Annotated in this window: 10 protein-coding genes; 3 read left to right on the top strand and 7 right to left on the bottom strand. The window is 53.2% G+C overall.

Annotated elements, in window-relative coordinates:
• Nucleotides 1-12: 12 nt before the first annotated feature.
• The 5 genes from EHSB41UT_RS24485 to leuC form a co-directional block, all read right to left on the bottom strand.
• Complete coding sequence (locus EHSB41UT_RS24485) at nt 13-243, bottom strand: hypothetical protein (protein ID WP_133060492.1); 231 nt, start codon at nt 241-243, stop codon at nt 13-15.
• Between the two features lie 151 nt (nt 244-394).
• A complete protein-coding gene (gene asd, locus EHSB41UT_RS12255) occupies nt 395-1,516 on the bottom strand; it encodes an aspartate-semialdehyde dehydrogenase (protein WP_087110211.1) in 1,122 nt (373 codons plus the stop codon).
• Nucleotides 1,513-2,613, bottom strand: a complete 1,101-nt coding sequence (leuB, locus tag EHSB41UT_RS12250; RefSeq protein ID WP_087110209.1) for a 3-isopropylmalate dehydrogenase — start codon at nt 2,611-2,613, stop codon at nt 1,513-1,515. The genes asd and leuB overlap by 4 nt, the downstream gene beginning before the upstream one ends.
• A gap of 29 nt (nt 2,614-2,642) precedes the next feature.
• Nucleotides 2,643-3,290 (bottom strand): 3-isopropylmalate dehydratase small subunit, encoded by a 648-nt coding sequence (gene leuD / locus EHSB41UT_RS12245; RefSeq protein ID WP_087110207.1) that lies wholly within the window; start codon nt 3,288-3,290, stop codon nt 2,643-2,645.
• Nucleotides 3,287-4,720: a 3-isopropylmalate dehydratase large subunit gene (gene leuC, locus EHSB41UT_RS12240; protein ID WP_087110205.1), complete on the bottom strand. Its 1,434-nt coding sequence runs from the start codon at nt 4,718-4,720 to the stop codon at nt 3,287-3,289. Before leuC ends, leuD begins: the two co-directional genes overlap by 4 nt.
• A 251-nt stretch (nt 4,721-4,971) precedes the next feature.
• Between leuC and EHSB41UT_RS12235 the strand changes: the two genes are divergently transcribed.
• The 3 genes from EHSB41UT_RS12235 to EHSB41UT_RS12225 all read left to right on the top strand — a co-directional run bounded on the left by EHSB41UT_RS12235 (nt 4,972) and on the right by EHSB41UT_RS12225 (nt 9,549).
• Complete coding sequence (locus EHSB41UT_RS12235; protein ID WP_087110203.1) at nt 4,972-5,850, top strand: LysR family transcriptional regulator; 879 nt, start codon at nt 4,972-4,974, stop codon at nt 5,848-5,850.
• 84 nt (nt 5,851-5,934) lie between these two features.
• Nucleotides 5,935-7,377: a TrkH family potassium uptake protein gene (locus tag EHSB41UT_RS12230; RefSeq protein WP_087110201.1), complete on the top strand. Its 1,443-nt coding sequence runs from the start codon at nt 5,935-5,937 to the stop codon at nt 7,375-7,377.
• A gap of 33 nt (nt 7,378-7,410) precedes the next feature.
• Nucleotides 7,411-9,549, top strand: coding sequence for a tRNA(Met) cytidine acetyltransferase TmcA (locus EHSB41UT_RS12225; protein WP_087110199.1), 2,139 nt, complete (start codon nt 7,411-7,413; stop codon nt 9,547-9,549).
• A gap of 103 nt (nt 9,550-9,652) precedes the next feature.
• Here the strand turns inward: EHSB41UT_RS12225 and EHSB41UT_RS12220 are convergent, their stop codons facing one another.
• Complete coding sequence (locus EHSB41UT_RS12220; RefSeq protein ID WP_087110197.1) at nt 9,653-10,603, bottom strand: hypothetical protein; 951 nt, start codon at nt 10,601-10,603, stop codon at nt 9,653-9,655.
• Nucleotides 10,604-10,647: 44 nt separating this feature from the next.
• Complete coding sequence (locus EHSB41UT_RS12215; protein ID WP_087110195.1) at nt 10,648-12,276, bottom strand: OmpP1/FadL family transporter; 1,629 nt, start codon at nt 12,274-12,276, stop codon at nt 10,648-10,650.
• Nucleotides 12,277-12,372: the final 96 nt, after the last annotated feature.

Raw genomic sequence — 12,372 nt, 5'->3', positions numbered from 1 at the left:
AATAATGAAGCCTTATAAGAACCTGAAATCGAAAAACCTCTCACTCGTTCTGCTCATTGCCCGCATCTTCGCCGGCTTTGGCATGTTTATGGCTGCCCTGTTTCTTGCCTCAATGGCTTGCTCTGTTGCCAGCCTGTTCTTTCCGCTGACCAGCCTCTGGCTGCAAATCCTAAACACATCAGGATACCTTTTCCTGATCCTTTCAATTCTTGCCTTTCTTATTTCAGGGATTTTTGCAGCCATTGTTTCTATCGAAGAAAACCACCGGTTGAAAACTGAACTCCTACTCAAAAGTCAGAAACAGAATTAACGACTGCCCCAGCACTGAGTCTCCGTAATAAAAAACCGCCAGTGACGTAAATCACTGGCGGTTTAATTTTCTTAAACGAGAAAGCTACAGCTTGCCCAGAATAATATTCAGCATCCGGCGCAGAGGCTCGGCCGCCCCCCACAAAAGCTGGTCGCCAACGGTAAAGGCAGAGATATATTCCGGCCCCATATTCATCTTACGTACCCGGCCAACTGGAATGGTCAGGGAACCGCTTACCGCAGTCGGAGTCAGCTGCTCCATGGAAGCCTGTCGGTCATTGGGTACAAATTTTACCCAATCATTGGCTTCGCCAATCAGCGCTTCGATATCCGCCAAAGGCAGATCGCGCTTCAGCTTCAAAGTCAGCGCCTGGGAATGGCAGCGCATAGCTCCAACACGGACACAGATTCCATCAACCGGAATAATCTGATCCGAACCCAGAATCTTGTTGCTCTCAACCTGAGCCTTCCACTCTTCCCGGCTCTGACCATTATCCAGCTGACTGTCGATATAAGGGATCAGGCTGCCAGCCAGAGGGACACCAAACTCTGGCGTATCCATACCACCACGCAGGGTTGCGGTAACCTTGCGGTCGATTTCGAGAATGGCCGATGCCGGATTAGCCAGTTCAGCGGCAACACTGTCACGAACCACGCCCATACCATTAAGCAGTTCGCGCATATGACGGGCACCGCCACCACTGGCGGCCTGGTAAGTCATGGCGGAAGTCCACTCCACCAGCCCTTCGGTAAACAGACCGCCCAGGCCCATCAGCATCAAACTCACTGTACAGTTGCCACCCACATAGGTCTTGATGCCATCGTTCAGAGCACGATTGATCACCGGACGGTTGACCGGATCAAGAACAATCACTGCACTGTCGTCCATACGCAGCTTGGAGGCAGCATCAATCCAGTAGCCATTCCAGCCGGCCGCTCGCAGCTTTGGATAAACCTCACCGGTAAAATCACCGCCCTGGCAGGAGATAATAATATCCATGCCCGCCAGTTCATCGATGTCATAAGCACTCTTCAGAGCCGGAACCTTGGCATCCGGCCCGATCAGGTGTGCAGGACCAGCCTGGCCAGCCTGGGAGGTGGTGAAGAACACGGGCTCTATATGGGCAAAATCACCCTCATCCGCCATACGCCGCATCAAGACGGAGCCCACCATGCCCCGCCAGCCGATCAATCCAACCTTATTCACGCGTCTTCCCCATTCAGTGACAGTTCATTCAAGGCCTGAACCACAGCATCACCCATTGCCTGAGTGCCGACTTTCTCACAACCCTCTGACCAGATGTCACCGGTACGAATACCGGCATCCAGCACCTTGCTGACCGCCTGCTCAATCGCATCTGCCGCTGCCACTTCATTCAGGGAGTAACGCAGCATCATCGCAACAGAGAGAATGGTGGCCAGCGGATTCGCCAGATCCTGACCGGCAATATCCGGAGCAGAACCATGCACCGGCTCATACATACCCTTATTGTTGGCATCCAGAGACGCAGAAGGCAGCATCCCGATGGAACCGGTCAGCATGGCGGCACAGTCGGACAGAATATCGCCAAACATATTACCGGTCACCATCACATCGAACTGTTTTGGCGCCCGAACCAGCTGCATGGCGGCATTATCAACATACATATGGGAGAGTTCGACATCCGGATACTCCGGTGCCAGCCGGTCCATCACCTCACGCCACAGAACAGTCACTTCCAGTACATTGTGCTTATCGACGGAGCACAGCTTGCCACCGCGCTTCTGAGCCGCCTCAAAAGCCACCCGACCAATACGTTCAATTTCTGATTCGCTGTAGACGTAAGTATTGAAACCTTCCCGTTCACCATTCTCCAGTGTGCGGATGCCGCGGGGCTGACCAAAATAAATACCACCGGTCAGCTCACGCACAATCAGAATATCCAGCCCGCTCACCACCTCAGATTTCAGGGTGGAAGCATCAGCCAGCTGCGGGTAGAGAATGGCCGGACGCAGATTGCCAAACAGCTCCAGCTGGGAGCGAATACCCAGAAGACCTTTCTCCGGGCGTACCGCCATATCCAGATCATCCCACTTAGGGCCACCAACAGCGCCCAGCAAAATCGCATCAGCAGCTCGGGCTTTATTCAGCGTTTCATCAGGAAGGGGAACACCCGTGGCATCAATCGCTGAACCACCAATCAAGGCGTGATCAGTCTCGATCTGCAGGCCAAACTTCTGTTTAACCGCATCCAGAACCCGTACACCCTGGGCAACAATTTCGGTACCAATACCGTCACCCGGTAAAACCAGAACCTTTTTCATGCTTTCTTTCCCCTCTTCCCTATTACCCTTTACGCCAGCTCTTGAAACAGCCACGGGAATTTCTTCTGATGCTTGTTTTCAAAGGCACGAATTGTGTCTTCTTCCTGCAGAGTCAGGCCGATCTCATCCAGCCCTTTCAACAGGCACTCCTTACGGAATGGGTCGATCTCAAAACTCAGCTCATCACCACCGGGGGTCACCACCACCTGACGTTCCAGATCTACGGTCAGATTGAAACCTTCTTCGGTCTGACAGGCCGCAAACAGATCATCCACCTGCTGCTCAGACAGAACGATCGGCAACAGACCATTCTTGAAACAGTTGTTATAGAAAATATCTGCAAAGCTGGGGGCGATCACACAGCGGAAGCCATAGTCTTCCAATGCCCAGGGCGCGTGCTCACGGCTGGAGCCACAACCGAAGTTCTGCCGGGCCAACAAGATAGAGACATCTTTATAACGTGGCTGATTCAACACAAAGTCAGGATTCAGCGGACGGCCACTGCAATCCTGGTCGGCCTCACCCACATCCAGATAACGCAGCTCATCAAACAGGTTCTTGCCAAATCCGGTGCGCTTGATGGATTTCAGAAACTGCTTAGGAATGATCATATCGGTATCGACATTGGCACGATCCAATGGCGCAACCAGCCCCTGATGTACAGTTAATGCCTTCATGCTGCATCCCCCATCAATTCACGCACATCAACAAAATACCCGGTGACTGCGGCTGCAGCCGCCATGGCCGGACTGACCAGATGGGTACGCCCGCCAAAACCCTGCCTGCCTTCAAAGTTACGGTTGGAAGTTGAAGCACAGTGCTCACCTTCGCCCAGACGATCCGCATTCATCGCCAGACACATGGAACAGCCGGGCTCACGCCACTGCAAGCCAGCTTCGATAAAGATCTTGTCCAGACCTTCCGCTTCCGCCTGCTGCTTTACCAGTCCGGAACCAGGCACCACAATGGCTTCCTTGATGGTTTCCGCCACCTTACGGCCTTTCACGACAGCTGCGGCTTCACGCAGGTCTTCAATCCGGGAGTTGGTGCACGAACCGATAAAAACACGATCCAGCTGAATAGAGGTTAACGCCTGTCCGGCGCTCAGCCCCATATATTGCAGGGCACGACGAATCCCATCAGCTCGGGTCGCATCCGCTTCTTGATCAGGATCGGGAACTGAAGCCCCCACCGGAGCCACCATTTCCGGGGAGGTGCCCCAGGTCACCTGCGGCTCAATGGCTGCCGCATCCAGAATCACTTCATGGTCAAACACCGCATCCACATCAGAATGCAGGGTATGCCAGTAGTTCACCGCCGCATCCCAGTCTGCGCCTTTCGGAGCACCCGGTTTGCCACGGATATAATCAATCGTGGTGTTATCAACGGCCACCAGCCCGACCCGTGCACCAGCTTCGATCGCCATATTGCAGATCGTCATCCGCCCTTCCATAGACAGGTCTTCGAGCGCGGTACCGGCAAACTCGATGGCACAACCGGTACCACCAGCGGTACCAATCTCGCCGATGACGGCCAGAACAATATCCTTGGCAGTCACGCCACGGCCGAGCTTACCTTCCACCCGCACCCGCATATTTTTCATTTTTTTGGCCACCAGACACTGGGAAGCCAAAACATGCTCCACCTCCGATGTGCCGATACCGTGAGCCAGCGCACCGAACGCTCCGTGAGTCGCGGTATGGGAATCACCACAGACCACGGTCATACCCGGCAGAGTGGCACCCTGCTCCGGGCCTACTACATGAACGATACCCTGGCGGACATCCCCCATGGCGTACTGGGTAATACCGAACTCATCGCAATTATCATCCAGAGTCTGTACCTGAATCCGGGAGACCGGATCGACAATACCTTCAATCCCGGCATTACGTTCATTCAGGGTGGTCGGTACGTTATGGTCTGGCGTGGCCAGATTGGCATTGATCCGCCAGGGCTGACGACCGGCAATCCGCAGACCTTCAAAGGCTTGCGGAGAGGTAACTTCGTGCAGAAGGTGACGATCAATATAAAGCAGAGCAGAGCCATCATCCCGGCTTTTCACCAGATGGTCATCCCAGAGTTTGTCGTAAAGAGTTCTACCCGCCATTATCTGCTCCTGCCTGACTTTTACAACCGACTGCAACCGCTTCTACAACCGACCGTAACACGACTTTAAATTGTTATTTCTTGTTATTAGCCTGCATCCTATGCCACGCTTACAGATAAAACAAATTCATCTTTTTGATAGTTTGGATTACCAACAGGAATAACTAAGAAATAGCTCAGAAATAGTAAGCCCGACGAACAACAACCCTGAAAAGTTGTAGGATTTTCAACTCTTAGCACCTGGAGTCACTGATGGACAGCCAGAACCTGATTGCCTTCCTGGCGGTCGCCGAGACCGGTTCTTTCTCTCTGGCCGGGGATAAACTCCATCTCACCCAACCTGCGGTCAGCAAACGGATTGCCCAGCTGGAAGGTCAGCTGGATGTACGCCTGTTTGATCGTATTGGTCGGAGCGTAACCCTGACCGAAGCCGGCCAGGTCCTGATGGAGCGTGCACGATTGATTCTTCAGGATATCGACGACACCCGGCAGGCACTATCTAACCTGTCCGGCGAAATCTCCGGACGCCTGCGTATGGCCACCAGCCACCATATCGGCCTGCATCGTCTTCCCGAGGTCCTGAAAGCCTTTAGTCTCAACTACCCGGGCGTCTCTCTGGATATTCAGTTTGTTGATTCCGAATGGGCGTACAGTGCCGTTCAGCGTGGTGATATCGAACTGGGCATCGTCACACTGGCCCCCCAGCGCAATGATGAAAGAGTGATATCCGAACCGGTCTGGGACGATCCCCTGATCTTTATGGTGGCCCGGGATCACCCTCTGGCCCGTATTCGGCAACCGTCGCTTACCGATATCAGTGCCTACCCCGGCGTTTTCCCGGGAGAGAATACCTTTACCAAGAAGATCGTCACCGGTTATTTCCAGCAACTGGGATTAAGTCTTGATGTGCTGATGGAATCCAATTACCTGGAAACCCTGAAGATGATGGTGAGTATCGGACTGGCCTGGAGCGTCCTGCCGGCCACCATGCTCAGCGATGATGTGCAGGACATTACCCCCAAACAGATTCGTATTAACCGACAGCTGGGTTATATCCACCACCGAGACCGTACACTCTCCAACGCCGGGCAGGCCTTGATTAATCTGCTCACCGAACCACCTAAACCCTGAGCAGACACGTATAAGCACTTAATTACACAGCCATTTGTCTGAATGAGACTACGCTGTTCTGTTTGTAGTGCATTACTCTGACCAATGAATATTAAACCGGTCCTTTACGTTGTCGGTCTGTTTCTGATGTTGCTGGGTGTGGTGATGGTCATCCCCGGCACCTATGATCTGATTGCCGAAGAAGGTGGAGGGGCCGGTTTCTTCCAAGCCGCCATTGTGACTTTTGTCTGCGGTGGCGTCTGCTCCATGAGCACCCGGTTTACCCTGTTCCGGCTTGATCCCCGCCAGATCTTTTTGCTGACCACCATCTGCTGGATGGCGGTGAGTGCCTTTGGCGCTCTGCCGTTTATGTTTGTGGAAGATATGAGCTTTACCGACTCATTCTTTGAAACCATGTCCGGCATTACCACCACCGGTTCTACGGTGATTGCCGGTCTGGATCAGGTTGATCGTGGCATCCTCTTGTGGCGCTCGCTGCTGCAATGGCTGGGTGGCATCGGTTTTATCGTGATGGCGGTAGCCATTCTGCCGTTTCTGAAAGTGGGCGGCATGCGCCTGTTCCAGAGTGAATCCTCGGACTGGTCGGATAAGATCATGCCCCGCTCAGGCTCTATCGCCAAGCGTATTGTCGGCACTTATCTGGCTTTGACCCTGCTGTGTGCTTTGGGTTACTGGATCGGCGATATGACCTGGTTTGATGCCATCAACCACTCCATGACCACCCTCTCCACTGGTGGCTATTCAACTTGGGATGCGTCCATCGGCCATTTCAAAAGCTACTGGGTGTACTGGAACGGTACCGTGTTTATGCTGCTGGGCAGCATGCCCTTTGTCCTGTTTGTAAAATTTGCCCGTGGCCACACCACCGACCTGTTTGAAGATAGTCAGGTTCAGACACTGGTCGGTTTTATGGTCGCGCTCTGGGTTGTTATGGCCTTATGGCTGACTTTTGAGAAAGACTGGCAGTTCTTCCATGCCCTGACCCTGGTCGCTTTCAATACCGCTTCGGTGGTGAGCACCACCGGCTTTGCACTGACCGACTATGCCACCTGGAGCCTGTTCACCACTGTTATCTTCTTCTTTCTGATGTTTGTCGGTGGCTGTTCCGGCTCCACCGCTGGCGGCATGAAAATTTTTCGTTTCCAGATCGGCTTCAAGCTGCTGCAGTTGCAGTTAAAGCAAGCCTCTCACCCCCGGGCCTTTCTGGTGCAACGCTACAACGGCCAGGAGATTACCAATGATATTCTCCGCTCTCTTGTCGCCTTCAGCTTCTTCTACGGGCTGCTCATTGCCCTGATCACCATGCTGCTGTCTGCGCTTGGTCTGGATTTAATTACCAGTATGACCGGTGCCATTACGGCGGTGAGCAATGTCGGACCGGGCCTTGGCTCCATTATTGGTCCTGCCGGTAACTTTATTCCTCTGCCCGATGCCGCTAAATGGATCCTTAGTGTGGGTATGCTGATGGGACGACTGGAAATCCTGACTGTACTGGTACTGATGACTCCGTCTTTCTGGAGAAACTGATAGAATGGGCACTTGTTACAGGGATAGCCATGTATGTGCCCACAGCCTACGTCTTCATTTTCTGAAACTCTTCATGCCCATCTTCAGGCAGCCGGCCAATATAACCACCGGCTGCCACTGATTCTGACCGGTGATCAGGAATGGCTCTCCCAGCAACTCGCCGCCCTGTCCGCAACAACCTTTCCCAACGGTGAACCACTGGCCGGAACCCTGTTCAGCAACCGGACTGACTGGTCTCTATCAGACAGCATCACCTGCAGGGGATGGAATAAAGCCAACCAGTATCTGGGTCAGACGGTTTCCACTCTCTACCTGGATTTGACCGAAGATATTCCGGCAGACAATCTCGGCATTGTTTCCGGCACAGTGAAAGGCGGAGGTCTGCTGGTTTTGCTCTGCCCTCACAAAGGACAATGGGTAGGCGATTCCGGTTTTCTTAAACGATCACAGCGGATTCTATTCAATAGCCATTCCGCTCTGCACTGGGATCAACAGACAGGTCTGGTACAGCAACCAGATATAGTTGAGGTCAAACCTTACACTATTGAGAGTACTCAGCCCTATGCCTCCCGCGAACAACAGCAAGCAGTAGAGGCCATCAAACGGGTCAAGACCGGCCATCGTCGGCGCCCACTGGTATTGACCGCAGATCGAGGACGAGGGAAGTCCGCAGCTTTAGGCATAGCCGCAGCACAATTGATGATGCAGGAAAGTGGGCTCCGTATTGTTGTTACTGGTCCCTCCCTTAAAACCACCGATACGCTGTTTGTACATGCCGCTAGTGGCCTTGAAGCCCTCAAGGTTCGCAAAGGACATATCGTTGCCAACAACAGCGAACTCACCTTTATTGCTCCTGATGAACTGGCTCGCAACCCGGTTGAAGCCAGTCTGGTGCTGGTCGATGAAGCCGCTGCGCTACCGGCACCGTTATTGAGCAGGCTGCTCAAGCAATATTCCCGCATTGTATTTGCCAGCACCATCCATGGCTATGAAGGTACCGGCCGAGGCTTTGCTATTCGCTTTCATAAAACCCTGGATCGCGTTACGCCCAAGTGGCAACGCTGCCAGATCACAACACCGGTACGTTGGGCTGAACATGACCCAACCGAACAACTGATTAACCAGCTGTTGCTGCTGAATGCGGATATACCAAGTTTTAGTGACTTTACTGGTTCACAGCAGTCTGAAGTGAGTACGGAAAACCTTATCTTTCAGGAAATCAGCCGTCATAGCCTACTGGACCACGAGGATTTGCTGGGCCAGATCACCGGACTATTGATCAATGCCCACTACCAGACCCGCCCGGAAGATATTCGCTACCTGCTGGATCGTGACGATCTCAGGCTGTTCACCCTGAAACAGGGCGAGCAACTGCTGGCTACAGCATTGATCAGCATAGAGGGTGGTTTTGAGGCTGAACTGGCTCAGGAGATCTGGTCTGGCCGGCGTCGCCCCAAGGGTCATCTTTTACCGCAAACCCTTTGCACCCATGCCGGTTTCCAGCAGGCAGCCACGCTGACCATGGCCCGCATTATGCGTATTGCCGTTCATCCCGAGCGACAGCAGCAAGGCCTGGGAAAACTTATGGTCAGCCGTATTAAAGAGTCTCTGCAGAACAATAACCTTGATATGCTCGGCAGCTGCTTTGGCACGACTGCGGAATTGGTGCAGTTCTGGCGACAGTGTGGCTTGATGCCGGCCCATATTGGCAGCACCCGTAATGCCGCCAGTGGCTGTTATAACCTGACAGTGATCACTCCACTCTCTCCAGCCAGTAAAGAGCTTGCTGAACAGGTCTGCGCCCGATTCGTGATGGCTCTTCCCTATCAGGCTCCTCTGAGCCTGCAACAAATGGAAGCGGAGATTCTGATAGCTCTGTCGGATCAAGCGGAAAAGCCGATTGCAGAAAACCATTCTGAACGACTGCTGGCATTAGCGCATAGGTCACAGAGTATCGATAGCTGTCTGCCCGAACTTCACTCCCTGATGATTGAGCACCTAGGTGCACGACACAAATATTTGAACACACAGCAGCAGATATTATTGGTATCCCGCTTTCTCCAGCATAAAAGCTGGCCTGAAGCGATTCAGGAAAGCGGTCTTAGTGGGCGAAGAGAGGCAGAGGATACCGTAGTTAAGGCCGTTGCCCTGCTTTTGCAAATAACTGACTGAATCACAATAAAAAAGGCCAGCCATCAATGATGGCTGGCCGGTTTAGAGTTCTTGTTATTGATGGTTCACTTCCCCTTGTTCTTAACCATCCCAGCTTCCTTGCTTACGGCTTTTTTGCAAACTCTCTGGCCAGTGCATCTTCCGCACTGAAAATCATATTGGTCACGCCCGGTGGTACGCTGGCTCCCGTTGCATACTGCTTATAGGTTTCAGCCTGAACCTTGTTGGCAACCGGATCCAACTCCAGCAGAGCCTTGGCATAGCTGTTATAAATTTCCGGGAATGGCGTATCCCCCAAAGCCTTCAACGCACAATCAAACTGTTGGGAGCTGGCCTTCACGTAATCACCCGGGGTCACTGTGCCCTGGCAGTCTTTCACATAGCTACGGAAAGTCAGACGGGCTGCGTAACCATCCTGATAAATGGCTGCATAGGCACCACCATACAAACCGTGCAGTGCAGGCATCAGGGATGGATTCGGCACCAGGCCAGCCTGAGTCAGCAGAGCCTTCACCTGAGCTTTCTTGGTCAGGAGACTCCAGGTTGGCTTCATGATCTGAACGTAACGACCCATGGCATAGGCACCCCAGAACACAATCTGGACGGGAGGTTCTTTACCCTGGCTCTTCAAGTTGTTGACCACATTCAAAAGCTGATCCGCAGCATCTTTCAACAAAACAGTACGCTCTGCCTGTGCCTCCTGCCCTGGCTGTGGATCCGGAGCCATATACATGGCATAGATGGTCTGGGCACGGTAAGCGACATAGGCACCTTCCGGCGTACCAAGGGCAAGCCCTTTCTTTTTGGCTCCGGCAAAGTCACCTTCAAAGTCTGACCGCCAGGCATCCTGCAGCCCCTCATCAGCTGGGAATGGATCCTGTGTTGCCCGACTCAGCTTCGGCCAGAGCTTCTGCAGGTTATCGCCGGTCAGGTCCGGCTTGTAGAGGTTCGTCGGATAAGGCTTCCAGTCACTGTCGACGGCTGCGGCAAACCCTGCGCTCAACAGCCCCAAAGCCAGCGTGAACGCAGAAAACAATTTCACGTGTTTCATCATGGTACTTTCTCCTGTCCGGCTGCAGACACCTTCACAGCCTCTCATCAGAATTTCACCTTGAGCTGAGCCGCCAAAGCATGGGCATGCATGCGCTTGTATTTGGCATTCAAAACACCCGGGTCTTCAAACAGTGCAGTTTCCGGATTCACGGCCTGCTGACTGCCATCCACTTTGTGGTTCACATCATGGATCTTGAATGGCTTCATAAACATGTAGCCATAAGCCAGATCGATGGAATAGGTGCTGTCCAGCTCATAACCCAGCCCTACCGTCAGCCACTGTCGGTCGTTATCCGGAATACGGGCAGAGCGGGTACTGTTTTTAGTTGGGGAATTATCATAGGCGTAACCGAAGCGCAGCACTGTTTTATCATTCAGCTGGTAATGGGTGCCCACGGCCAAAGCCCAGACATCCGACCAGTTCTGCGGTACGTAGGCCAACACATTGCCACCGGGTGCCCCATTGCTGACGGAGACAATGTCAGAAGCACTTTCTCCTGCGACACTGCCATGGGTGGTAATCTTGATATTGTGCATACGACTCCAGCGCGTCCAGATGGCGCTCCCAAGCACAGTCCACTCAGGATTCAGCTGCCAGGACAGACTCAAATCAACATGCTCGGGAAAAGTGATATCGGTGCGAATATCTTCCTTGGTTGTGGTTAACCGGGTATCCATAATCCATTGCGCTGAGTCCACAGCGGCAGGAATAGGCTCCGGGTACTCCATCGCTGCACTTGGGTCATCAGCTGTGGCAAAACGGTCCATCACCACCCCAAGGCCAGCAACGCCTGTTGCCTTAAGATCGCCCTTAAACTTCACCTTGACCGGCGAGCTGTAGCTCAAACCAAGAGTTACCTCAGGTACCGGTTGCCAGATCGCCCCAAGATTGGCGCCGACACCGATGCCATCACCGGTAATATCTGCCTGGGCATCAGTAATAGCCGAAGCCCAGGGGTTGAGCATCCGGCTCATGGCCAACTGGCCTGCAGAAATCTTTAAACCACCACCAATAGAAAGTTCTGGGCTCAAGGCCATGGAAACAGTCGGCTGCACCACTACAACCTGGGTTTTACTGGACAGTGCCTGATAGCGGAAAGCTGATTCAATCGGGTAGTCCGTTTCTCCACCAAAAGAGGCATAAACACCGACACCCGCCCAAATATCATCAGTCACCGGCTGTGCATAATAGATTGATGGCACAACAGCTGGGTGGAGAAAACCACTCTCTTTGCTGTTCTGGACATAACACTGGCTGGGATCCCCATCAAAGCCGGTACAGCTTTGGTAGTTGCTGCTGGCACTTCCAAGAAACTGGTAATACTCCACTTCATCGGGGGTATAGCTTCGTCCGGCCGTGGGTGGATTGGAAGCAATGGAGGAATAGGTTCCGTGGGCTTCCCCACCAGCAAAAATCCCCATTCCGCCGATCACCGCCTGAGGCCTTTTCAGCAAAGACAGTCCGGCAGGATTGGTACTCATAACCGAGGCATCAACATTTACCCCACGGCCTGCGCCGGCACTGCCAAAAGCCGATACCGAGGTGAAATCGATCAAGGAAAGACCACTGGCGGCCGCATAACTGCTGCACAGCCCCCCCAATACAACACTGCCTAAAGTCCAACCTGCCAGACGCTGAAACGGACTAACCCACATCCCGATTACACGGCTCATCCCCTACCCCCCATTTTCGTTACGCCCCGCTTAAAGAATCATTACAAAATCCGTACGCATTCCAGTTGCCGGGAAACGTATTTATACCGGGTGGCA

Origin of the sequence: Parendozoicomonas haliclonae, from assembly GCF_900174585.1 — a bacterium.
GTDB lineage: Bacteria > Pseudomonadota > Gammaproteobacteria > Pseudomonadales > Endozoicomonadaceae > Sansalvadorimonas > Sansalvadorimonas haliclonae.
The sequence above is the reverse complement of the archived record's forward strand: the minus strand, read 5'-3'. Positions and strand labels throughout refer to the sequence as shown.